At 72.5% G+C, this 21694-nt stretch carries 19 protein-coding genes and 5 pseudogenes; 11 read left to right on the top strand and 13 right to left on the bottom strand.

Annotation, left to right across the window (positions count from 1 at the left end):
* Nucleotides 1-24: 24 nt before the first annotated feature.
* Nucleotides 25-1230, top strand: a complete 1206-nt coding sequence (locus tag ACQEWB_RS00195) for a hypothetical protein (protein ID WP_432825695.1) — start codon at nucleotides 25-27, stop codon at nucleotides 1228-1230.
* Nucleotides 1231-1248: 18 nt separating this feature from the next.
* Here the strand turns inward: ACQEWB_RS00195 and ACQEWB_RS00200 are convergent, their stop codons facing one another.
* On the bottom strand, nucleotides 1249-1833 hold the full coding sequence (locus tag ACQEWB_RS00200; RefSeq protein WP_432825697.1) for an exonuclease domain-containing protein: 585 nt from the start codon (nucleotides 1831-1833) through the stop codon (nucleotides 1249-1251).
* A 202-nt stretch (nucleotides 1834-2035) separates the two neighbouring features.
* Nucleotides 2036-2245: pseudogene (locus tag ACQEWB_RS00205) on the bottom strand (DUF5825 family protein); the annotation flags it as partial.
* Here ACQEWB_RS00205 and ACQEWB_RS00210 point away from each other — a divergent pair.
* Entirely contained in the window at nucleotides 2142-2969 is an 828-nt protein-coding gene (locus ACQEWB_RS00210; RefSeq protein ID WP_432844406.1) for a hypothetical protein, read from the top strand. The pseudogene ACQEWB_RS00205 and the gene ACQEWB_RS00210 overlap by 104 nt on opposite strands.
* A gap of 25 nt (nucleotides 2970-2994) precedes the next feature.
* On the opposite strand, the gene ACQEWB_RS00215 is transcribed toward ACQEWB_RS00210, so the two are convergent.
* Nucleotides 2995-3351, bottom strand: coding sequence for a hypothetical protein (locus ACQEWB_RS00215; protein ID WP_432825699.1), 357 nt, complete (start codon nucleotides 3349-3351; stop codon nucleotides 2995-2997).
* Between the two features lie 213 nt (nucleotides 3352-3564).
* A pseudogene (locus tag ACQEWB_RS00220) lies at nucleotides 3565-3844 on the bottom strand (hypothetical protein).
* 122 nt (nucleotides 3845-3966) lie between these two features.
* Between ACQEWB_RS00220 and ACQEWB_RS00225 the strand changes: the two are divergent.
* Both ACQEWB_RS00225 and ACQEWB_RS00230 read left to right on the top strand, forming a co-directional pair.
* Nucleotides 3967-5463: an SDR family oxidoreductase gene (locus ACQEWB_RS00225; RefSeq protein ID WP_432825701.1), complete on the top strand. Its 1497-nt coding sequence runs from the start codon at nucleotides 3967-3969 to the stop codon at nucleotides 5461-5463.
* A 94-nt stretch (nucleotides 5464-5557) separates the two neighbouring features.
* Entirely contained in the window at nucleotides 5558-7063 is a 1506-nt protein-coding gene (locus ACQEWB_RS00230) for a cryptochrome/photolyase family protein (RefSeq protein ID WP_432825703.1), read from the top strand.
* A 15-nt stretch (nucleotides 7064-7078) separates the two neighbouring features.
* On the opposite strand, the gene ACQEWB_RS00235 is transcribed toward ACQEWB_RS00230, so the two are convergent.
* Entirely contained in the window at nucleotides 7079-8323 is a 1245-nt protein-coding gene (locus ACQEWB_RS00235) for an NAD(P)/FAD-dependent oxidoreductase (protein ID WP_432825705.1), read from the bottom strand.
* A gap of 272 nt (nucleotides 8324-8595) precedes the next feature.
* Complete coding sequence (locus ACQEWB_RS00240; RefSeq protein WP_432825707.1) at nucleotides 8596-9123, bottom strand: hypothetical protein; 528 nt, start codon at nucleotides 9121-9123, stop codon at nucleotides 8596-8598.
* 385 nt (nucleotides 9124-9508) lie between these two features.
* Here ACQEWB_RS00240 and ACQEWB_RS00245 point away from each other — a divergent pair, with 385 nt between their 5' ends.
* Nucleotides 9509-9739, top strand: coding sequence for a DUF397 domain-containing protein (locus tag ACQEWB_RS00245; protein ID WP_432825709.1), 231 nt, complete (start codon nucleotides 9509-9511; stop codon nucleotides 9737-9739).
* Between the two features lie 103 nt (nucleotides 9740-9842).
* Entirely contained in the window at nucleotides 9843-10763 is a 921-nt protein-coding gene (locus ACQEWB_RS00250) for a helix-turn-helix domain-containing protein (protein WP_432825711.1), read from the top strand.
* Between the two features lie 19 nt (nucleotides 10764-10782).
* Here the strand turns inward: ACQEWB_RS00250 and ACQEWB_RS00255 are convergent, their stop codons facing one another.
* On the bottom strand, nucleotides 10783-11601 hold the full coding sequence (locus ACQEWB_RS00255) for an SAM-dependent methyltransferase (protein WP_432825713.1): 819 nt from the start codon (nucleotides 11599-11601) through the stop codon (nucleotides 10783-10785).
* A gap of 186 nt (nucleotides 11602-11787) precedes the next feature.
* Here ACQEWB_RS00255 and ACQEWB_RS00260 point away from each other — a divergent pair.
* From ACQEWB_RS00260 to ACQEWB_RS00280, 5 genes and pseudogenes are all read left to right on the top strand, one after another.
* A pseudogene (locus tag ACQEWB_RS00260) lies at nucleotides 11788-11910 on the top strand (NUDIX domain-containing protein); the annotation flags it as partial.
* Nucleotides 11911-12396: 486 nt separating this feature from the next.
* Nucleotides 12397-12981 (top strand): ECF RNA polymerase sigma factor SigK, encoded by a 585-nt coding sequence (gene sigK / locus ACQEWB_RS00265; RefSeq protein ID WP_432843583.1) that lies wholly within the window; start codon nucleotides 12397-12399, stop codon nucleotides 12979-12981.
* A complete protein-coding gene (locus tag ACQEWB_RS00270) occupies nucleotides 12978-13730 on the top strand; it encodes an anti-sigma factor (protein WP_432825715.1) in 753 nt (250 codons plus the stop codon). The genes sigK and ACQEWB_RS00270 overlap by 4 nt, the downstream gene beginning before the upstream one ends.
* Before the next feature lie 110 nt (nucleotides 13731-13840).
* Nucleotides 13841-14344 carry a hypothetical protein gene (locus ACQEWB_RS00275; protein WP_432825717.1) on the top strand — a complete coding sequence of 168 codons (504 nt, stop codon included), beginning with the start codon at nucleotides 13841-13843 and terminating at the stop codon, nucleotides 14342-14344.
* Nucleotides 14334-15251 carry a YihY/virulence factor BrkB family protein gene (locus tag ACQEWB_RS00280; protein WP_432825719.1) on the top strand — a complete coding sequence of 306 codons (918 nt, stop codon included), beginning with the start codon at nucleotides 14334-14336 and terminating at the stop codon, nucleotides 15249-15251. The genes ACQEWB_RS00275 and ACQEWB_RS00280 overlap by 11 nt, the downstream gene beginning before the upstream one ends.
* Here the strand turns inward: ACQEWB_RS00280 and ACQEWB_RS00285 are convergent.
* From ACQEWB_RS00285 to ACQEWB_RS00310, 6 genes and pseudogenes are all read right to left on the bottom strand, one after another.
* A complete protein-coding gene (locus tag ACQEWB_RS00285) occupies nucleotides 15221-15925 on the bottom strand; it encodes an alpha/beta hydrolase (protein WP_432825721.1) in 705 nt (234 codons plus the stop codon). The two genes, ACQEWB_RS00280 and ACQEWB_RS00285, sit on opposite strands and share 31 nt — an antisense overlap.
* 1 nt (nucleotide 15926) lies before the next feature.
* Nucleotides 15927-16745 (bottom strand): DUF1295 domain-containing protein, encoded by an 819-nt coding sequence (locus ACQEWB_RS00290; RefSeq protein WP_432825723.1) that lies wholly within the window; start codon nucleotides 16743-16745, stop codon nucleotides 15927-15929.
* A pseudogene (locus ACQEWB_RS00295) lies at nucleotides 16742-18039 on the bottom strand (class I SAM-dependent methyltransferase). The gene ACQEWB_RS00290 and the pseudogene ACQEWB_RS00295 overlap by 4 nt, the downstream one beginning before the upstream one ends.
* A pseudogene (locus ACQEWB_RS00300) lies at nucleotides 18036-19306 on the bottom strand (class I SAM-dependent methyltransferase). Before ACQEWB_RS00300 ends, ACQEWB_RS00295 begins: the two co-directional pseudogenes overlap by 4 nt.
* Nucleotides 19303-20037, bottom strand: coding sequence for a DUF1365 domain-containing protein (locus tag ACQEWB_RS00305; RefSeq protein ID WP_432825725.1), 735 nt, complete (start codon nucleotides 20035-20037; stop codon nucleotides 19303-19305). Before ACQEWB_RS00305 ends, ACQEWB_RS00300 begins: the two are co-directional and overlap by 4 nt.
* The gene (locus ACQEWB_RS00310) at nucleotides 20034-21338 is read right to left on the bottom strand and encodes an NAD(P)/FAD-dependent oxidoreductase (RefSeq protein WP_432825727.1); all 1305 of its coding nucleotides are present in this window, start codon (nucleotides 21336-21338) and stop codon (nucleotides 20034-20036) included. The genes ACQEWB_RS00305 and ACQEWB_RS00310 overlap by 4 nt, the downstream gene beginning before the upstream one ends.
* Between the last annotated feature and the right edge of the window lie 356 nt (nucleotides 21339-21694).

The raw sequence follows: 21694 nt of genomic DNA on the forward strand, positions 1-21694 counted from the left end.
TCCCGGGAACCCGAAGGGAATCCAGTGCGATCCGCTCTCTATGCCTTCGTCGAGGACCTGCGCGCCGAGGGCGTCGCCCCGGTCCTGGACCGTGTCCTCGGCGCCTACGGCTGTGACACCCTGACCGTCGCCGCCGCCTACCACCGGGCCCGCGACGTGACGCCGCACGGCCCCGCCCGGGTCACGCTGCGCCAGGACGGCGTGCACTTCACGCTCGCGGCTGACCTGTTCGACGGGGCCCGTCTGACCCCACCCGTACAGCCGGGCGCCGACCTTGAACCGTTGCGCGAGCTGCGTCGTGCCACCGCGGAGCGGGGCGCCGCCCTGCACGGCTGGACCGTGTTCCTGCACAACACCACCCTGGGGCTGGCCCACCCGGACGTCACCCAGGAGAACTGCTTCGGCGACCGGGCCGCTCCGGCGGACCTCTGCCCCGCCCACCCGGATGTGCGTGCCTACGCCGTCGCCCTGGCCAGGTCCGTCGCACGCCTCGGCGTGGAAGCGGTGGTGGCGGAGTCGCTCCACTACGGCACCTTCGGCCACGGCTACCACCACGAGCGCAGCTTCGTGCCCCTCGGCCCGCTGGAGCAGTTCCTGCTGGGCCTGTGCTTCTGCCCGCACTGCACGCGGCATGCCGAGGCGCAGGGCGTGGACGCCGCCAAGGCACGGGCGGTGGCCGTGGAAGCGACCGCCCGGGTCCTCGACGGCTCCGCCCTGGCCCCCGCGGGCCCCGGCGGCCTCGACGACCTGCCCGAGCCGATCGCCGCCTACGCCCGCGCCCGCCGCTCCACCGTCACCTCACTCGCCGGGACCGTCGCCGACGCAGTGGCGAGCGAGGGCTCCGAACTGGTCTTCCTGGATCTGACCGGCGCCGCCAAGGGCTATGCCGACGGCCTCCCGACCGGCGCGCTCGCGGCTGAGGACGCCTGGCTGATCGGCGTCGACCCGGCGGCCGTCGGCGCGGTCGTGCCCGGCTACGCCCTGCTCGCGTACGCCCGCGACCCGGCCCGCGTCGCGGCCGACACGGCCGCCTATCGCGCCGCACTGGCGGACACCTGCGCTCTGCGGACCGTACTGCGGCCGGGCGCTCCGGACACCGGGTCCGCCGCCGCGCTGGCCGAGAAGACGGCGGCGGCCCGCGCGGCGGGTGCGGACGCGGTGGACTTCTACCACTACGGCCTGGTGCCGTTCCCCGTGCTCGAACGCATTCCCGCGGCCCTCGATCGGTGACCGCCGCGGCGGGGCGCGTCAGACGGGGTGTTCCGTCTCGGTCGGCCAGCGGCCCTGTGCCGAGAGGTGGAGGACGAGGGCGGCGATGTTCCAGGCGTCGTCCTCGCCCCGGTGGTGCCGGCCTTCGAGCGGCAGCCCGGCGATCTCCAGGGCCTGTGCCATGCCGGGGCGCTTGCGCAGACCGTACGCCTCGGTGAAGACGGCCTTGGCGTTGGTGTGGTGGCGGCCGAACGGGTAGGGCGTGCGGGTGGCCCGGCACTGCCGGGTGAACTGGTGGCGGTCGTAGTCGCCCCAGCTGATCCATGGCCGGGCGCCCGCGCGGTGCTCGGCCGCCAGCAGCCGGCACGCGTCGGCGAATCTGACTCCCTCATCGACCTCGTGCTGGGTGAGGCCGGTCAACTCCGTGCAGAATTCGCTGACGGTGGACCGGACCGGCCTCACCAGGATCCGGTGCCGGGCGCGGCGCTCGCCGGCGTGCAGGTCGACGACCGTCAGCCCGATCTCGATGATCTCGCTGACCTGGCCTGGCCGTGGGGAGCCGGTCCAGCAGGTCGCCTCGACGTCCACGACGTTGACGAGGCCCTCGGCCCAGGTGCTGTCCATGGCGGGAAGAGTAGGCAGGGGCAGCGACCTGGTCACGTGGTTTTCCGGGGCCACTGCTACACCGCGAACGACGGCCACGGCCAGCGGTGGACCCGGTACGGGAGCCACCAGGCAAGACGGCCCGCTCGGCCGGCGAGCCTCCGGCGAGGCGGTCGCGGATCTGCACGAAGCCGGGGCCCTTGCGGTAGACGCACTTGCTGACGTCGAAGGTCGAACGCCACTCCTGCCGGATCTCCTCGGCCTTCTCCGCGTGCAGGATCTGACGCGGCGGATACAGGTGGTTGAACGACTGCCAGATCTCCAGGTCCATGCCGAGGTCCACGTCCCAGTCGACGACGATGCCCCAGCTGGTGAGTTCGCCCACCAGCAGCGTCGTCGAGACGATCGCACGGGCTCCGGTGGCCCCGGACAGGTCGGCGGGACGTTCCAGGGCGACCAGCCGTACGCCCTTGCCGTACAGCTCCGCGGCGGTCACGGCGGGGGGCGGACTCCGCCACGACCGTCACCAGCGGCTGCATCGCGGGGAGTTGGAGCACCTCCTCGTCGTGATCGCGCCAAGTGGTCAGGGTGAGCGGGAGGGTGGTCGGCATCGCGCGTACTCCTTGTGTCAGCCCGCGAGACTCGGCAAAGGCACGGGCTCGGACGTGGACTCGGGCTCCGGTTCGTCGTCGGTGAAGACCAGGCCGAGCCGCAGCCAGTCCGCGAGCAGCGCCTCGACCGTCGCCGATTGGGACCTCGCCGGCCGGCTTGTGGAGGAGCGCCGCCACGGAGTGCGGCTGGTCGAGGAGGCGGAACACGGCCACCTCGAAGGGGTCCTGGAGGGTCATCGTGGTCCAGTCGAAGTCCTTGCGTCGGCTGACCAGGACGATCCGGTTGCCGAGGTCCACGCAGCTGAGCCTGGACTGGACGTGCTGCGCCATCCAGCGGGCGCCAGCGGCCTTGAGTACGTCGCTGGTCGTGTCGTCGATGCCGCGGTGCGGACCGGTGAACAGGTAACCGAGCTCAAGGAGTTCGGACTCGGGCAGGTTGTAGTTGCGCGGGTACTGGGCGTCCGGTTTAAGGGGCTGGAAGCCGAACTCGGGCCGGTCGCCACGAGCGGCAGACAGTCCTCGGGGCGCTCGCCCGGGAAGCCGTAGAGATAGTTCCAGGAGACCGAGAGCCTCACGGTCTCGGCGTCCCGCAGCAATCCGTACGTTCAGACAGCCGGTGACGCCCTTGGCCATCAGCTTCAGCACCCGGCTGCTCAGGCTCTCGATGCCCGGCTGGACGTTGACCAGGCCGGCCCGCTAGAGGGTCGCTCTCGTGCATCCTGGGCAGCACGGTGGGCAGGTACTTCATGTCGAGGATGTTGTCGACCACGTACAGGTCGAGCACCTGGTGGCGTTCGACCTGGCGGACCACCTCGTCGTAGAAGGCGTCCGGGCTCTTGCTGCGATATTCCATGAACGAACTGTTGAGCCCGCAGAACGTGCAGTGGTGCTTCTCGCCCCACCAGCAGCCGCGCGCCCCTTCGACCACGAGCCGCCCTCGGGGGCGTCGCTGACCATCAGGTACGCGGCGATACGGCCCTCGATGCGCGAGGAGCCCATGCTCTGCCAGTAGTCGGCGAAGCTCTCGACGAACCACTCGGGCTAGGCAAGCCGTACGGCACAGCAAACGGGGTCACGGAGTCCTCGGTGTCACCGGGCTGCGAACCGGCTGCACCCAGCGCCTGACATCGGGCAGCGACGCTCAACTCCCGTTCATCGAGCGGTACATGCCGATCGCGTGGTGCGCGGCGGTGTCGGCGAAGCCGAACTTCTCGTACAGGAAGCGTGCGGGCCCTGGTGATCGGGGTGCACGCAGATGTCGACCACCTGAAAAGGACGACGCCGTATCACGTGTTGGGCAGCGCGAGCGCGACCGCCTCGGGGGCCTTGTCGGAGAGTCCCGCGTCGGTGCGCAGGCGGTGGAAGACGTCGACCGAAGGCACGCCGACACGCAGGATGTAATGGTCACTATCCGATTGCATGCATTACATGCTAGGGCGCGTGTCCGGGCGAAAGAAGCAACCGTCCGCATCCGACCCCGCCGCCCCGGTGGAAGTGATCACAGGGACACCGACACGGAGGGCGAACGGAGGGCGATGAGCTGATGAGCGCTGATGGCGACGGAGCGGGGCTGCACTGCCTGGTGACTGGGGCGACGGGTTACATCGGCGGGAGGCTGGTGCCGGAGCTGCTCGTCTCGGGGCACCGCGTGCGCTGTCTGGCCCGCTCCCCCGGCAAGCTCCGCGACCACCCCTGGGCCGGGCAGGCGGAAGTGGTGCGGGGTGACGTGACCGACGGCGTCTCTGTCGCCGAGGCCATGCGCGGGGTCGATGTGGCCTACTACCTGGTGCACGCGCTGGGCACGGGCCGCGACTTCGAGGAGACCGACCGCCGGGCGGCACGGGCCTTCGGAAAGGCGGCACGGGAGGCGGGCGTACGGCGCATCGTCTACCTGGGCGGTCTGACGCCTTCGGGTGTGCCGGAGAGCGAGCTGTCGCCGCATCTGCGCTCGCGGGCCGAGGTGGGCCGGATCCTGCGGAGCTGCGGCGTGCCCACCATCGAGCTGCGCGCCGCGGTGGTCATCGGCTCGGGTTCCGTCTCCTTCGAGATGCTGCGCTACCTCACCGAGCGCCTCCCGGTGATGATCACGCCGAGCTGGGTACGCACCCGGATCCAGCCGGTCGCGGTACGGGACGTGCTGCGCTGTCTGGTCGGCAGTGCCGACATGCCGGCCGACGTCAACCGCGCCTTCGACATCGGCGGACCGGACGTGCTGACGTACCGGGACATGATGCTGCGCTACGCGGCCGTCGCCGGCCTGCCCCGCCGGGTCATCGTCCCCGTGCCCGTGCTGACTCCCGGCCTGTCCAGCCACTGGGTCGGGCTGGTGACCCCGGTGCCCGCGTCGATCGCACGGCCGCTGACCGAGTCACTGCGGCACGAGGTCGTCTGCCACGAGCACGACATCGCCCGGTACGTGCCCGACGGCCCGGGCCACCCGATCGGCTTCGACGAAGCGGTACGGCTGGCCCTTCAGCGGGTGCGCGACGCCCAGGTCACCACCCGCTGGTCGTCGGCGTCGGTGCCCGGGGCGCCCAGCGATCCGCTGCCCACGGACCCCGACTGGGCGGGCGGCAGCCTCTACACCGACCGGCGGGAACTCGTCGTCGACGCCTCGCGCGAGGCCCTGTGGCGGGTGATCGAAGGGATCGGCGGCGACAACGGCTGGTACTCCTTCCCGCTGGCCTGGGCGGTCCGGGGCCGGCTCGACCGGCTGGTGGGCGGGGTGGGTCTGCGCCGGGGCCGCCGGGACGCGGCACGGCTGCGGACTGGCGACTCGCTGGACTTCTGGCGCGTGGAGGAGATCGAGCCGGGCCGTCTGCTGCGGCTGCGGGCCGAGATGAGGCTGCCCGGCCTGGCCTGGCTGGAGATGTCCGCCGACACCGACGACCAGGGCCGCACCCGCTACCGTCAGCGGGCCCTGTTCCACCCCCACGGGCTGCTCGGTCACGCCTACTGGTGGAGTGTCTCCCCCTTCCACAGCGTGGTCTTCGGCGGCATGGCCCGCAACATCGCGCTCACCGCGTCCCGCACGCCATGAACGCCCCGGTCGTCCTGTTCTTCGTCGGCGTACGCCGGTACGACCGCCGACCGCTTCGGACAGACCCGCGCGCTCAGAACCGAGGAGCCCCCGATTGACCATCACCCACTGGTTGTTCGGCGACCAGCTCGGCCCGCACTTCCTCACCCCCGGTGACGGCGGACCCGACAGGGACGCTCCGGTCGTCATGATCGAGGCCCGGTCGGTCTTCCGCCGCCGGCGCTTCCACCGCGCCAAAGCGCACCTCGTCCTGTCCGCCATGCGCCACCGAGCCGCGGAGCTCGGGGACCGGGTGACGTACGTGAAGGCGGAGACGTACCGCGAGGGACTCCGGAAGGCGTTCCCCTCGAGCCCCCTGACGGTTCATCACCCAACCTCCCGTGCCGCCCTGGGGCTGGTGTCGGCGCTGCCCGACGTCACCGTGCTGCCCGCGCGCGGCTTCCTCGTCCCGCAGGCGGATTTCCGCGTCTGGGCGGACGGCCACGGCGGACGACGACTGCTCCAGGAGGACTTCTACCGCTGGGTGCGCCGCGGGTACGGCCTCCTCCTGGACGGTGACGGCCCGGCGGGCGGGCGCTGGAACCACGACCACGACAACCGGGAGCCACCGCCGAAAGGCGCGAAGACGCTCGGGGCCCCGGCGCCGTACCGGCCCCGCGAGGACGACCTGGACGCCGAGGTCCGCCACGACCTCGACCGCTGGGAGCGTGAGGACGGCATCCGGTTCGTGGGACGCGACGGCCCCCGCCGCTTCCCGGCGACCCGCCGTGAGGCGAGGGCCGCGCTCGACCGGTTCGTCGAGCACCGGCTGGCCGGTTTCGGCCCGCACGAGGACGCGATGCTCGCCGGTGACCCGGTGATGAGCCACAGCCTGCTGTCGTCCTCGCTCAACCTCGGACTGCTCGACCCGCTGGAGTGCGTCGAGCGTGCCGAGGCGGCCTGGCGGGCGGGGACCGCCCCCATCAACAGCGTCGAGGGGTTCGTACGGCAGATCGCGGGCTGGCGGGAGTACGTGTGGCAGCTGTACTGGTACTTCGGTGAGGACTACCGGCACCGCAACGACCTGCGCCATCACGCGCCGCTGCCGGAGTGGTTCCTGGAGCTGGACGCGGACGCGGTCACCGCGCGCTGCCTCGCCACGGTCCTCGCGCAGGTGCGCGACACCGGCTGGACGCACCACATCCCCCGCCTGATGCTGCTGGGCAGCCACGCCCTGCAACGGGGCTGGGACCCGGCCGCGGTGACCGACTGGTTCCACCGCTGCTTCGTCGACGGCTACGACTGGGTGATGCTGCCGAACGTGGTCGGCATGTCCCAGTACGCCGACGGCGGCCGTACGACCACCAAGCCGTACACGTCGGGCGGCGCGTACGTGAACCGTATGAGCGACCTGTGCGGCCCGTGCGCGTACCGGCCCACCGAGCGCACCGGCGGCGCGGCCTGCCCGTTCACGGCCGGGTACTGGGCCTTCCTGCACCGCCATCGTGCCCGCCTGGAGCCCAACCGGCGCATGACCCGGGCGGTGCGCGGCCTGGACCGGCTCCGTGACCTCGACGAGCTCCTGCACGAGGAGGAACTCCGCCGCGACAGCCCGCCCTGACGAGGGCGGCGCGCCTCAGGCTCGGTGCAGGTCCCGCAGTACTTCGCGGGCGGCGCGCGCTCCGGAGGCGAGGGCGCCCTGGACCGAGCCGGTGGAGCGGTGATCGCCGCACACGTGGCGGCCCGGGCCGACGCGGGTTGTGCGGCCGAGGGGCTGCGGTGGCGGCATGGCGGGCAGCGCCTCCCGGATGGTGCGGCTGGTCAGCAGGTCCCACGGTCCCGTGTCGGTGTCGTACACCTCGGCGAGCGCCTCGCGTACGGCGCTCTCCCGTTCCTCGGCGTCCGTTCCCAGGACGGAGGTGGCCACGAGGGCGGAGCCGGCGGGCGGGCAGGCCGGGACGACCTCGCTGAGGACGCAGGTGTTGAGGAAGCGGCGGCGTTCGTCGACCAGGAGCGTGGGTTCGCGCAGCGGTGAGCGCGGCGGCATGTGGTAATACGTCGCCACTGACCGGTAGCCGGGGAGGTCAAGGCCGGGCAGCAGGTCGGCGGCCGGGCCGGGCCCGGTGGCCACCACGACCGTACGGGCGGGCAGTTCCGCGCCGTCAGCCGTGACGGCGCCCTCGTCCGTCAGGGCGGTCACGGCCGTCTCCAGCCGGACCGTGCCGGACGGCAGGGCGGCCGCCAGGGCGTTCGGTACCGCCCCGATCCCTGTCGTGGGCAGGCACAGGGTGCCGCGCAGCATGCTGCGCCAGACGAGGTGGAAGAACCGGCTGGACGTCTCCAGCTCGTCCTCCAGGAAGACCCCCGACAGAAACGGCCGGAAGAAGCGTTCAACGAATCCCTCGGAGAATCCCGCGTCGGCCAGGGCCGTGCGGGTGGTGCGGTCGCGCGAGCGCTTCACCAGGCCTACGGGGGCGAGCATGTCCCGCGCCGAGAGCAGGCCGAGCGCCGCCAGGTCGCGTGGGCCGGCGAGGCGTCCAGGAACGAGGTCCGTCAGGGTCCGGGGGCCCCGCGTCGGGTCGCTGAAGCGCAACCTGCCCTCCGCGGTGTGCACGAGGAAGCCCGAGGTGAACGGCCGCAGCCCGAGAGCGCGCAGCGTCAGGCGTCGGCGCACCTGCGGATAGGAGGTGTTGAAGACCTGGAAGCCGCGGTCGACGACGAAGCCCTCGACACGGTCGGAACGCATCCGTCCGCCGACCCCGTCGGAGGCCTCGACCACGGTGACGTCGAGTCCGCCGGCGAGCAGGTCCTGGGCGCAGGCGAGTCCGGCGACGCCCGCGCCGACCACGAGAACGTCGGGAGTACGGGTGGGGATGGGCATGGTGGGCTCCTCGGCTCTCGGACGTCCGGTCGACGGGGCTGCGGTCACGCGCCGCCCGGGTCATGCGCCGGTTGGGCTCCGGGCGGGCGTGAGGGCGATGCGTGCACGCCCACGTCGATGACTTCCGCTGTGGGGCGCTTCCCGGATGCGCCGGGCGCCTTCCACACGCGAGTCGGCCTGGAGGCCCCGTGCTCCGGGCTCGGCGTGGCCGATCCCGGCCGACGGACCGAGGGCGGCCGACGGTCCCGCACAACCGTGCCGGATACGAAATCTCACTCGGCGAGCGTCGCCGCGAGTTCCTTCGTCGCGTGGACGACTTCCGCGTCGGGCTCCGCGAGCAGACGGGGGATCGCGCCGCGCTGGGCGCGTACGGCGCGGCGGGCCGCGTGTTCCCATTCAACGTGGTCGCCGTGGTGACGGTGGATCTTCGGGTGCGCTGCGGCGGTGGTCGCCCACTGGCGGGCGCCGGCGATGTCCCGCAGGAGCCGCAGGATCTGTGCCCGGCAGGTGATCTGCGGGCGCTGCGCGAGGTCCCACAGGATGGGAACGGTGACGGCGGTCGCCTGGCCGACGACGAAGCCGTACTGGCAGATGCGCTGCCGCAGACGCTCCAGCGCGTCGCGGGCGGCGGCCGGGTCGCCCGAGGCGACGGCGGCGAGGAGGAAGGGGATGGCCGCGGCGGATCCCGAGACGTCCTCCATGTCCCGCCAGGAGATGAGGCCGACGTCCTGGAGCGCGTTGGGGATCTCCCTGTCCGTGGTTACAGGTGGACCGCTGCGAGGCGCCGGTACTGACGACATGTCAGACCTGCCCCATACAGAGCCGTATGGGCAGGGCGTCACTGCGGGACGTTGTGTGTCGGCCTGATTCCAGCGGCAGTTGGGCCGTCCGGGACGGGACAGGTACCGCGGCACCGGGCACTGCGGGCCGTTCCTGCCGGAGAACGGCGAGGTCGGAGCAGATTGTCGGGTGCGCGGGGAACGACACGTCTTCTCCTGAGGTGACGTCAGGGTGGGGCGTCGGCATGAAGGTCGGGCTGCCCGGTTATTATCCACCCCGAGAGCCAACTCGTGCAATTTCACGGGAAATTGCATGCGGTTTTGGCCAGTCGACGTAACACGGGACGGGCCGCCCCGGAACCGGTGGGGCCCGGCGCGTGGTGCGAGCACGTGCGAGGAGGCAGTGGTGCCAACGATTCCCAACGGGGTGCGAGCGAGTTCACTGGACGTCCGCTGGTTCAAGAGCCGGCACAGCAACGCCGAGGGCAACTGCGTCGAGGTGGCCGCACTGGCGGAGGGAGGTGTCGCGATCCGCAACTCCCGTCACCCGCACGGGCCTGCGCTGATATGCACGTCCGCCGCAGTGGCCGCGTTCGTGGCGGGCGTCCGGGAGGGCGAGTTCGCCACCCCGCGGTGACGGCATGGCCGGACCCGCACCGTCCGCATGGGTCGACGCCTGCGACGGAGGGCATGTTGATGCGATAATGCGAACTGTCGTCCTCCGCCCACCGGGAGTCAGGATGCCCTCCGAGTCACCCCGCGTCTCCCGCCTCGAACCGTATCTGAACCGCACGGAGCCCGCGCCGACTTTGCTGAAGATGCTGGTCGGCGTGCAGTTGGCGGGCATCCGCGAAGACGCGGGCCTGGCCCAGGAACAGGCCGCACGGGCCGTCGGGTTCAGCCCGGCGAAGCTGTCGCGCATCGAGGCCGGAAAGGGACGCAAGCCGCCCACCGAGGGCGACATCCGGGCGCTGCTCTCCCTCTATCGGACGGACGACCACGAGGCGTCCGTGCTGCTGCAACTGCTGCGCCGTGCCGGGGAGCCCGGCTGGTGGCAGCGTTTCGACAAGCGGCTGATGCCGGAGTGGATCGACCGGCTGGTCGGGCTGCAGGAGGCGGCCGACTCGATCCGTACCTTCGAGATCCAGTACGTCCCCGGGCTGTTGCAGACTCCCGCGTACACCCGTGCGGTGGTGCAGCGGGGTCTGCCCTCCGCCCCGGCCCGCGAGGTGCAGCGCCGCGTCGAACTGCGCACGCGTCGAGCCGAGTTGCTGCTGCGGGCGGACGCACCCCAGCTCTGGGCAATCGTCGACGAGTCCGTGCTGCTGCGCATCCTGGGCAGCCGTGAAGTCATGCGGGAGCAGCTCCGGCACCTCGTGGAGATGGCCCAACTGCCGCATGTGACCGTGCAGATCGTGCCGCTGGACGTGACCGACGCCTCCGCGCCGGCCATCCCCGTCACCTATCTGCGCTTCGGCGGCTTCGACCTGCCGGACGTCGTGTACCTGGAGCACATGAGGAGCGCCACGTTCCTGGAGGACCGCGACGAGACCGAGCAGTACCGGGTATCCCTGGACCAACTCGCCGACGACGCCCTGGATCCGCGCGATTCCCTGGCCCTCCTGCACGCCACGGCCAAGCAGCGCTACGGCGACGTATAAGGCGTCGCCCGCACCCGGTTCAGCGGATCCGGGCGACGCCGCCGAACTCGATCCACTCCAGGGTGGCCTGACGGGGCACCACCTCATTGTCGGGCCGCCAGGTGGACACCTCGACCAGGCCCGGTTCGAGGATCTCCATCCCGTCGAACCACTCCGCGACGTCCTTCTCCTGCCGCACCCGGCCCCAGTGGCCCTGCGTCGCCTGGTCCATGAAGGAGGTCACGAAGTCGCGGACCTCGGCGTCCTCGCTGACCAGCTGACACATCACCAGGCAGCTTCCGGGGACGAGGCGTTCGGTGACCCTGCGCACCACGGCGAGGGGCCCGTCGCTCTCGCTGTCGGGAATGCAGTGGAACACCGAGTTGAAGAGCACCGCGACCGGTTGCGAGAAGTCGATCAGGCGCTTGGTGTCCGGGTGGGAGAAGATCTCCTCGGTCTCGCGGAGATCGGCCTGGATGACGGCGGTGCGATCGTTCTGGTCGAGCAGGGCCCTGCCGTGCACCAGGACCATCGGGTCGTTGTCGACGTAGACCACGCGTGACTCGGGGTCGACCCGCTGGGCCACCTGGTGCACGTTGTTCTGGGTCGGCAGACCGGATCCGTGGTCGAGGAACTGCCTCATGCCGTACTCCCCGGCGAGCCGGCCCACCACCCGTTGCAGGAAGCGCCGGTTGTTCAGGGCCAGCACCCGGGTGCTGGGCACCACCTTGTCCAGCTCCTCGCAGGCGGCCCGGTCCACGGCGTAGTTGTCCTTGCCGCCGAGATAGTGGTCGTACATGCGCGCGGCAGTCGGCACCGTGGCATCGATCTTGGTGGACAACCGCTTCCCCGGCTCCATCGTCTCCCCCTGCCCCACGTCGCGCCGCGACGTCCCGCACACGTCAGACAACACATCCTAGGGACAAGCCAGTTGCCCCAGCCACCTCCTTACCCCAAGGAGGGACGGGTCCTGCACGGCTCGCGTTGTCGGTGCGGACCCGTATGGTGGCCTCGCGGGTGGCTGGCCGCTGCCCGGCGCGGGGCGATGGAACCTCTTGCGGCCGAGGTATGGGTGTTCGACGAGGATCTTGCCCGGGTGGTGCTGGTGAAGCACCGTTGGCGCGGCTGGGTTCCTCCGGGTGGCAAAGTGGAGATCGGGGAGACACCACGCGAAGGCGCGGCCCGCGAGCTTGTCGAGGAGACGGGCCTTCGGGTGGAGCTGCTGCCCGAGCCCGCGGCGGTCGCCGTCCGCTCCTACCACCCGGACTGGCCTCCAACTCTCGGCCTGTCGTACGCCGCCGTCGTCGACGCCTCGGCCTCTCTCGTCCCGGAGGACGGGCATCCCGCGCACTGGAAACGGCTGGGGGACGGCTGGAGGACGGCTGGAGGACGGCTGGGAGAGCTGCTTTCCCGACGATCTGCTCCGAATCCGTCGGCATGCGGCGTGGTTGGCGGCTCGGTCAGGCCGTCGCTGACACACGGCGGTGACTCCGCCACGGCACGCGAATCCGGCCACCGCGCGCCCGCGACCTGGCGACCCCGGTCACCTACCTCGACGCGCCCCGCCACCAGCCACTTCGTCGCCGCTGCATCCAATCCGTCGTCCCGACAGGAACGGATTACGGCTGGACACGCGCGACGACGGAGGCTCTCAGTGAGGGAAGCGGTACACATCGGTAGAAATCCATCGACCGAGCCTGATCTGCAGGAGCTGGTCGGCCGAGTGGCCCTGGGTGACGAGGAGGCGTTCGCCGGTGTCTACGACGCTGTCGCGAGCGGGGTGCTCGGGGTCGTGCGGGCCGTCGTCAGGGACCTGGCGCAGTCGGAGGAGGTGGCGCAGGAGGTGCTGGTGGAGGTGTGGCGCACCGCGCCGCGCTATCGGCCCGAGCGGGGCACGGCCATCAACTGGATCCTCACGCTGGCGCACCGCCGGGCGGTGGACCGGGTGCGCTCGGTGGAGGCCGCGGCGGCCCGGGACCACAAGGCGGCCCTCCTCGACCGGGTGCCGGAGTACGACGAGGTGGTCGAGCATGTCGAGGCGCGGCTGGAGCGGGAGCAGGTGCGGCGCTGTCTGCGGACGCTCAGCGAGGTCCAGCGTCAGGCCGTGACGCTGGCCTACTACCGGGGGCTGACGTATCGCGAGGTGGCGGAGGTGCTGGCGCTTCCGCTGGGGACCGTCAAGACCCGGCTGCGGGACGGACTCATCCGCCTGCGTGACTGTCTGGGGGTGACGGTATGACGACCGTCGACCTGCACCGGCTGACGGGCGCCTACGCGCTCCACGCCCTGTCCGACGACGAAGGGGCCGCGTTCGAGCGGCACCTCGCCGGCTGCGAGGGGTGCGCACAGGAGACGGTCGAACTGCGTGAGACCGCGGCCCGGATGGGGCTGGCGGCCGCCGTACGGCCCTCACCGGAGCTGCGCACGCAGGTGCTGCGCACGATCCGCACCGTCCGCCAGGAACCACCCGGCGGATCGGAGCGGATGCGGGCCGTCCGGGCCGGGCTTCGGTCGGTGGCACTGACCCGGTGGACACTGGCGGCCTGCCTCGCCGCCGCGGCGGCGCTGGGCGGGGTGGCCGTATGGCAGCACGACCAGGCCCGGGACGCCGACACCCAGGCCCGCCGGACCGAGCAGGCCACCGGCGAGATCGCCGCCGTGCTGGCCGCGCCGGACGCCCGTACCCGGGCCGCGGAACTGACCGGCGGCGCCACGGGTACCGTCACGGTCTCGCACAGCCAGGACAAGGCCGTGTTCACGGTTTCCGGGATGACCGCTCCGCCGAGCGGGAAGGTGTACCAGCTCTGGTTCGACGACGACGGGACCATGCGGTCGGCTGGGCTGATGAACTCGCACCGCGGTGCACAGTCCGTGCTCATGAAAGGAGCCGTCGACGGGGCGTCCGGCATGGGCATCACCGTCGAGCCCGCAGGCGGCTCGAAACAGCCCACGTCCGCTCCGGTGGCCCTGCTGGCCTTCCCTGACTGACCGGCGCCCCCGCGTCCGCTCGTCCGCGTCGGTACGGCCGAGCCAGTACGGCATACGGGTGTTGTTACCCGCAACCCGTCACATGGGCGGTTGCGGATTGTCGTACGGTCATGACGATCGATCTTCCGACTCCGCAGCCCATGCCGTCCTGGTGGCTCGCCCCGACCGTGGGCACCGCGCTCCTGGACCGTGGCGAGCTGACGCGGTTGCACGGGGAGGGCTGGTGGGCACCCACCGTCATCGCCGTGGCGACCGCGCTGGCAGTGCTGCTCACCTGGACCGCCCTGCGGCAGCTGCGCTCGGGCCCGCGCCGCAGGCTGGCCGTGGGCTCCCCCGGCGGCACCCTGCGCTCGCACGCGCTGGCCGAGGCGCTGTCCACCCGGGTGGCGTCCGTGCCCGGTGTGGCCCGCTGCCGCGCCCGTGTGGTGCCCCGTTCCGGAGACCGGCTGGAGATCGGCTTGCGGGTCTGGCTGGAGTCGGACACACCGCCCGGCGCCGTCCTCCCCCGCCTGCGGGGGAGGACGGAGGAGGCCGAGCAGACCCTGGCGCCACGCACGAGCCGCACCCGGGTCCCGCTGAGCGCCCTCCCGCACCGCGCGCCCCATGTCCGCTGAAGCCGGCGCCGTGGGCGCCCGCCGGACCCAGGCGCACACGGCGTGGTGGCCCGCGCTGCGGCGCACGCCGGTGTCCCTGTGGAACGACGACATCTCGGACTACGCGGCGGCCCTGACGTACTACGCGATCCTGGCCGTGCTGCCCGCCCTGCTCGCCACCGTGCTGGCGTTCGGCCTGATCAGTCCGGACACGGCGGAGGAGTTCGTCACCCAGGTCACCGTGTACGCGCCCGCCCAGTCCGGGCCCGAGCTGCACAGCGTCTTGGTCCACGCCCTGGACGCGGGCGGGGCGGCCTGGTCCCTGATGGCGGTCGGTACCGTCAGCGCCCTGTGGTCGGCGTCCAGTTGTCTGGCCGTCTTCCGGCGCGCCCTGCACGGTATGCACCGCGTGGCCGACCGGCGTTCGCCCTGGCGCAGGGTGCACCGGATCCTGCTGACGGCGCTCGCGCTGCTCGGGCTGCTCCTGGTGGGATCGCTGGCGCTTCTGCTGACCGGGCCGCTGGCGCAGGCCGTGGGGCGGGTGTTCGGGATGGGCACGACGGCCGCCTGCGCGTGGGGCGTGCTGCGCTGGCCGCTGCTGCTGTACCTGGTCGCGCTGCTGGTCGTGGTGGTCTTCCACACGGGCCCGGCGTCCGCGCGCCGCCGCGCGTACAGCCTGCCCGGCGGTCCGCTGGCCGCGGTGCTGTGGCTGACGGCGTCGGCGGGGTTCTCGGCATACGCGTCGACGCTCGGTGCCTACAGCAGGCTGTACGGGTCTCTGGCCGGTGTGGTCGTCTTCCTCGTCTGGCTGTGGCTGTCGAACCTGGCACTGCTCACCGGCGCCCAGTTCGCCGCCGAACTCGCCCTGGACAAGACGGGACGGGGGGTGTCGGACGCTCAGAGCACCGGGAAGCCGTCCGTGCCGTAGGACTCCTCGGGCAGGGGGTCGGCCGTGCCGTCCGGGTCGAGCAGGTGGGCGACGGCCGCCGCGGCCGTGCGGTGCCACCAGTCGTGGCGGCGCACCATCGCGTGGTCGCCGCCGCCGACGACCGCGAGCCCGGCCCGGACCGCCGTGCCGTGGGCCCTGCGTACGCAGTCGGTGGTCTCGGCGAGCGAGGTGACGCGGTCGTGGTCGCCGTGCAGGGCGATCAGGTGGCGGCCCGCCAGGTGGGTCACCGGTTCTCCGGCGGGCCACCAGGGGGCGAGGCCGATCACGCCCCGCACGTGCGGGTGTCCGGCGGCGCGCAGGGCCGCCCTGCCGCCCATGGAGTGGCCGAGGAGTACGACGGGGACGGGCCCGGCCGCTTCGGCCAGTTCATGCAGGGCCCGTTCGGTGTCGTGGGCCGGGTCGGCGTGCTCGTCGTTCCAGCCGCGCAGCCGGTAGCGGACCCGCGCGACAAGGACGTCCTGGTGCGGTGCCGTGGCGGTGAGCGCACGGGCGAAGGGGATCGTCCGCAGGGCGGCGAGCTGCCAGGGCCGGGCGGGGCGCAGGCTCGCCTCCTGCCCGCCGTGCAGGACGAGGACGGCGGCGCGGGGGCGGGGTGGGCGGAACACGGGCAGCAGTGCGGGCGCCGGTCGGCCGTTTTCGTGTCGTTCCGGCACGTCAGGCCCGTCCCTTGCGTTTCGGTGGCAGCGGGAGGAAGCCGCTGGTGCGGGAAGCGTACTCGGCGTAGCCGGGGCGGTCGGCCATGTGCTGTTCCAGCAGCCGCTTCCCGCTGCCCCGGGTGAGGAGCAGGCTCATCACGACGGGCGACACGGCGGACACGGCGGCGGCCTCCCAGGAGTCGCAGGTGATCAGGTACAGACCCCACCACACACAGAAGTCGCCGAAGTAGTTGGGGTGCCGGGTCCAGGCCCACAGACCGCGGTCCATGATCCGGCCGCGGTGCGCGGGGTCGGCCTTGAAGCGGGCGAGTTGGGCGTCCCCGACCGCCTCGAAGCCGAGGCCGAGCGCCCACACCGCCACCCCTGCCCAGGCCAGGAAGGAGGGCGGGCCGGGGACGTACTGCGCGGCCTGGACGGGCAGGGACACCAGCCAGACCAGGGCGCCCTGGAGGAGGTAGACCATGCGCAGGGCGTACGCGTTGCGGTTGCCGGGCGCCTTCGCTAGCAGCGCCTCGTAGCGCGGGTCCTCGCCGTGGCCGCGGCCCCGGCGGCCGATGTGCACGGCGAGCCGCAGGCCCCACAGCGCCGTCAGCGCGGTCACCAGCAGCCGTCGTGCGGGATCTCCCTGGTCCTGTACGGCGGAGGCGGCGAAGGTGGCGGCCGCCACCGCCGTGAAGCCGATCCCCCAGGCGACGTCCACGATCCGGTGGACGCCCGCGCGCACCGCGACGGCGAAGGTGACGAGCATGACGGCGAGGGCCGCGGCGGCGGCGAGGGCGAGGTTCGTGGCGAACGCGGACCACGGGAAGCCGTTCACAGGTTCTCGTACCAACCGCTCGGGGTCGTCGGCATGTTGGCGGCGCCGCCGGGTCCCGGGCGTACGGCGAGGATCTGGTCGACGCCCATCCGGCCCTCCTCGAAGGCCAGCGCGCCGCCCGCCAGGTACAGCCGCCACACCCGGGCGGTCTCCTCGCCGGCCAGCGCGACGAACGCCTCCCAGCGCTCCTCCAGCGTGCGGTGCCAGGCAGCGACCGTACGGACGTAGTGCTCGCGCAGCGACTCGGTGTGCCGGACCTCCAGTCCGGCGGTCTCCAGGAGGGTCGTCGTCTCGCCGAGGGGCCGCATGTGCATGTCGGGGGCGATGTACGCCTCGATGAAGGGGCCGCCGCCCGGCGCCGTGCGTCCGCGGGACATCTGCTGCACCAGCACCCGCCCGCACGGCCGGACGAGCCGGCGCAGGGCGGACGCGAACGCCGGGTACTCGGCGTCGCCGACGTGCTCACCCATCTCCACGGTGGCGACGGCGTCGTACGCGCCGCCCTCGATGTCCCGGTAATCCTGGCACACCACGTCCACCAGCTCGCCCAGGCCGCGTTCGCGCACCCGCTCGCGGACGTACGCCGCCTGCTCCCGGGCCAGGGTGACGGCGGTGACCTGGGCGCTGTGCCGTTCGGCCGCGTACAGGGTGAGCGAGCCCCAGCCGCAGCCGACGTCCAGCAGCCGGGACCGGGGCCGGAGGTCGAGTTTGCGGCAGATCAGCTCCAGCTTGGCCCGTTGGGCGTCGGCGGGGCCGAAGCCGTCGCCCTCGCCCGTCCAGTAGCCGCAGGAGTAGGCCATGGTGTCGTCGAGCAGGAGCGCGTAGAAGGCGTTGGACAGGTCGTAGTGGTGGCTGATGGCGGCCCGGTCGCGGGCGCGGCTGTGCAGGCCGCCGCGCAGGCGGGCCTGGGTGGCCGGGGCGGGTGGGCGGGCGCCGACGGCGCCGAGCCGTGCGGCGGTCGCGAGGGCGCGGGCGCGGTCGGCGGGGGTGAGCCGGGGCGGGCGCAGGCCATGCTCCCGCTGGGCGGTCCACACCGTGCGCAGTCCGTCGGTGAGGTCGCCCTCGATGTCGAGTTCGCCGATGACGTACGCCTGGGCGAGGCCGAGTTCGCCGGACTGCCACAGCAGTCGGCGCAGGGCGCGCCGGGAGCGCAGGACGACGACGGGCGCGTCGGCCGGGCCGGACTCGCTGCCGTCCCAGGCGCGCAGCCGCACCGGGAGGGGCCGCCGAGGAGGTCGGCGGCGAGGTCGGCGAGCCGGTGGGCGGCGTCGGGGCGGGCCGTGGTGGTGCTCATCGGGCGGACGTCTCCTTGGTGAAGAGGTACTGCTGTACGTCGAGGTAGCCGGCCCGGAATCCGGCCTCGGAGTAGGCGAGATAGAAGGTCCACAGGCGGCGGAAGACCTCGTCGAACCCGAGGGCCTCGACCTCGTCGGCCCGCTCGGTGAAGCGCTCGCGCCACAGGCGCAGGGTCTCGGCGTAGTGGGCGCCGAAGGCGTCGCGGCGGGCCAGGCTGAGGCCGGTGTGGTCGCGGACGGTTTCCTCGATCGCCGGGGTGGAGGGATGAGGCCGCCGGGGAAGACGTACTTGTGGATCCAGGTGAAGGTGGAGCTGGAGGCGAGCATCCGGTCGTGCGGCATGGTGATGGCCTGGAGCGCCACCCGGCCGCCCGGGGCCAGCCGTTCGTCCAGGGTGCGGAAGTACACCGGCCAGAACTCTGCGCCGACCGCCTCGATCATCTCGACGCTGACGACGGCGTCGTACCGCCCGCGCGCCTCACGGTAGTCGCACAGTTCGATCGAGACGCGGTCGGCGAGTCCGGCCTCGGCGACCCGGGCCATGGCCAGCTCGCGCTGTTCCCGGGAGAGGGTGAGCGAGGTGACGTGGGCGCCGCGAGCGGCGGCGCGCAGGGCGAGTTCGCCCCAGCCGGTGCCGATCTCCAGCAGCCGGGTGCCCTCGCCGACGTCGGCCAGGTCGAGGAGGCGGTCGATCTTGCGGCACTGGGCGGCGGCGAGCAGGTCCCAGGTGGCCGGGAAGCCGCGGAAGACGGCGGCGGAGTAGGTGAGGGTGTCGTCGAGGAAGAGGGCGAACAGGTCGTTGGAGAGGTCGTAGTGGCGGCTGATGTTGCCGCGGGAGCCTTCGGGGGTGTTGCGCTCCTCGTGCGGGTGGCGTCGTGCCCACAGTCCGCGCAGCCGTTGCAGCGGGGCCGGGACGAGTTCGGCGGCGTTGGCGGCGAGCACGGTCATGACGGCGACCAGGTCGGGGGCGTCCCACTCCCCCGCCATGTAGGACTCGCCGAACCCGACCAGGCCGCCGGTGCCGATGCGGGCGTGGAAGGCGGCCGGATCGCGTACGTCCAGGAGCGGCCCGCCCTGCCCGACGCTCGCCCCGTCCCCGAACCGGGCCCGCACGGGCAGCCCGCGCAGCGCCCGCCGGACCAGGGCTGCCGCCACCGCGGTTCGGGGTCCGGACGCCCGGGGTACGGCGGCGACGTCGGGCCACCGGACGGGGTCCACGGCGGCGCCGTGCCGTGGGGAGCCGGTGGGGTGTTCTGCTGTCCTCATGTAGTTCTCTCCGGGGTGCGGTGGTCGTCGGGGCGGGGCTGGAGCGGCAGTCCCCGCAGGTAGAGGCGTATGCCGTGGAAGCGGATGGCGGCCGACACGGCGAGCGTCGACCAGGGGTGGCGCAGCGCGAGCCGCAGCAGCGTCGCCGGGCGCGGCTCGTGGCGGGTACCGCGGACGGTCGCGGTGAAGGTCCGGCCGGCCGCGCGGTCGAGGTGCACGGTCAGGTCGAGCCGCTCGGCGGGGACCGGCAGGCGCATGCGGTAGCCGCCGTCGACGGGGAAGAACGGGGAGACGTAGAAGGCCTTGTCGGCGTGGGCGGTGCCGGTCGCGTCGGGGCGCAGCAGGTAGCAGTGGCGTTGGCCGTAGGTGTTGTGGACCTCGGCGACCACGCAGCGCAGGTCGCCGCCGGGGCCGTGGCACCAGTACAGGGTGAGCGGGTTGAAGACGTGGCCGAGCACGCGCGCGTGCGCGAGCATCACGACACGCCCGCCGTCGAGGCCGACTCCGTGTCCGGCGAGGAAGGCGTCCAGTCCGGCACGGATCGAGGACAGGCTGCCGGTGAAGTGGTCGCGCGGGTCGAACCTCGCCAACGGCCGCAGGACGAAGGGGAGTCGGGGCGGTCGATCGGGATCGACGAGCCACATGTAGGTGCGATGCCGCAGCGTGTGGCGGCGTGGTGCGGTCCGTACGTGGGTGATCACGCAGGAGTAGAGGGCGGGTACGGCGCTCACCAGGGCGCTCCCAGCGCGGCGGCGGCCTCGACACCGGAGCGGCAGCCGTCCTCGTGGAACCCCCAGCCGTGGTAGGCGCCCGCGAACGCGCAGACGGGGCCGGCGAGTTCGGGCAGCCGGCGCTGCGCGGCCACGGACTCGGGGGTGTAGACGGGGTGTTCGTAGACCATGCGGGCCAGCACCCGGCCGGGGTCGACGCGGTCCTCGCCGCCCAGGGTGACGACGAACGTCTCGGCGGCGTCGAGGCGTTGGAGCCGGTTCATGTCGTAGCTGAGGCGTACCCGGTCGGCGTCGGCGGTGCACGAGGGCATCAGGTAGTTCCAGGAAGCGCGGGCGCCGCGGGATCGCGGCAGCAGGCGGGTGTCGGTGTGCAGGAGGGTGGTGTTGCGGGAGTAGCGGAAGGCACCCAACACCTCCCGTTCGAGCTCGCTCGGGTCGGCCAGCAGGCGCAGCGCCTGGTCGGGGTGGGTCGCGACGACCACGGCGTCGTACGACTCGGTGGTGCCGTCCCCTTCGGTCACGTCGGCCCCGTCGGTATGCCGGCGCACGGCCCTTACGGGCGCGCCGGTACGGACCTCGCCGATGTGCTTGGCAATGCGGTCGACGTACTCTCGCGATCCTCCGGTGACCGTCCGCCACACCGGGGAACCGCCGACGGACAGCATCCCGTGGTGAGAGAGGAAGCGGAACAAGTAGGCGGCCGGGTAGAGCTGGGCGGTGACGGCGTCGCAGGACCACACCGCCGACACCACGGGGGTCATGAAGTGGGAGCGGAAATAGGGCGAGAAGCCCTCCCTGTCCAGGAACTCCCCGAGGGTGAGCGCCTGTTCGTCCTCACGCGCCAGGTGGCGGAGGGCGGCGCGGTGGAAGGCGGGGACCTCGGTCAGCAGCCGCAGGTAGGGGCCGTACCGCAGGTTGCGGGGCCGGGCGAGCAGTCCGGCCGGGCCGCGGGCGCCCGCGTACTCCAGGCCGCAGCCCTCGCACCGTACCGACATGCTCATCTCCGACTCCTGCGTGGCAACGCCGAGTTCGTCGAACAGCCGCAGCAGGTTGGGGTACGTGCGGCGGTTGTGCACGATGAACCCGGAGTCGACGCGGTGCACCCGCCCGTCGTACGGCGACGTCAACTCGTGGGTGTGCGCGTGCCCGCCGAGCCGGTCGTCGGTCTCGTAGAGGGTGACGTGACAGGTCCGGCCGAGCAGGTACGCGGCGGTCAGCCCCGCCACTCCGGAGCCGATCACGGCCGCCCTGCGCCCGTACGGTGCCGTGTCCTGCGCGCCGCGCCGGGGTTGCCTCGACATCGGTCTCATCGCCTCTTCTCCCGCTCCGTGATCTGGGTCCCGGTGTAATCCGGAGCAGGTCGGGCGGCGGATTGGCGGAGAACGGTGCGATCTTGCGGACGGATGGGAAGCGGCTTACGGCGGGGCCGGTCAGTCCTGTGGGAGGGGGCCTCCGTGGCGGGCCCAGGCCAGGAGCGCGCGGGGGGCGCTGGTGGCGCGCTGGTGGCGGCGCGTTCGAGGATGCTGTCGTACTCCGTCGTGCCGAGGCGGTCGAGGATCCGGTCCTGGCAGTGGTCGAGCAGGGGTGCCATCTCCGGGGTGCCGCGCTGGGGGGGCCGACCGTCTCCCAGTAGCGCTGCCCGGAGCCGAAGGCCTAG

Origin of the sequence: Streptomyces sp. CA-249302 (genome assembly GCF_050936785.1) — a bacterium.
Lineage (GTDB): Bacteria > Actinomycetota > Actinomycetes > Streptomycetales > Streptomycetaceae > Streptomyces.

Excerpts from the sequence above, each read along its gene's own strand:
- ACQEWB_RS00200 (WP_432825697.1), bottom strand. The coding sequence starts at position 1,833 with ATGGACAGCACCTGGGCCGAGGGCCTCGTCAACGTCGTGGACGTCGAG.
- ACQEWB_RS00210 (WP_432844406.1), top strand. The coding sequence starts at position 2,142 with ATGCCGAGGTCCACGTCCCAGTCGACGACGATGCCCCAGCTGGTGAGT.
- ACQEWB_RS00225 (WP_432825701.1), top strand. The coding sequence starts at position 3,967 with ATGAGCGCTGATGGCGACGGAGCGGGGCTGCACTGCCTGGTGACTGGG.
- ACQEWB_RS00235 (WP_432825705.1), bottom strand. The coding sequence starts at position 8,323 with ATGCCCATCCCCACCCGTACTCCCGACGTTCTCGTGGTCGGCGCGGGC.
- ACQEWB_RS00240 (WP_432825707.1), bottom strand. The coding sequence starts at position 9,123 with ATGTCGTCAGTACCGGCGCCTCGCAGCGGTCCACCTGTAACCACGGAC.
- ACQEWB_RS00250 (WP_432825711.1), top strand. The coding sequence starts at position 9,843 with ATGCCCTCCGAGTCACCCCGCGTCTCCCGCCTCGAACCGTATCTGAAC.
- ACQEWB_RS00255 (WP_432825713.1), bottom strand. The coding sequence starts at position 11,601 with ATGGAGCCGGGGAAGCGGTTGTCCACCAAGATCGATGCCACGGTGCCG.
- ACQEWB_RS00270 (WP_432825715.1), top strand. The coding sequence starts at position 12,978 with ATGACGACCGTCGACCTGCACCGGCTGACGGGCGCCTACGCGCTCCAC.
- ACQEWB_RS00275 (WP_432825717.1), top strand. The coding sequence starts at position 13,841 with ATGACGATCGATCTTCCGACTCCGCAGCCCATGCCGTCCTGGTGGCTC.
- ACQEWB_RS00280 (WP_432825719.1), top strand. The coding sequence starts at position 14,334 with ATGTCCGCTGAAGCCGGCGCCGTGGGCGCCCGCCGGACCCAGGCGCAC.
- ACQEWB_RS00310 (WP_432825727.1), bottom strand. The coding sequence starts at position 21,338 with ATGTCGAGGCAACCCCGGCGCGGCGCGCAGGACACGGCACCGTACGGG.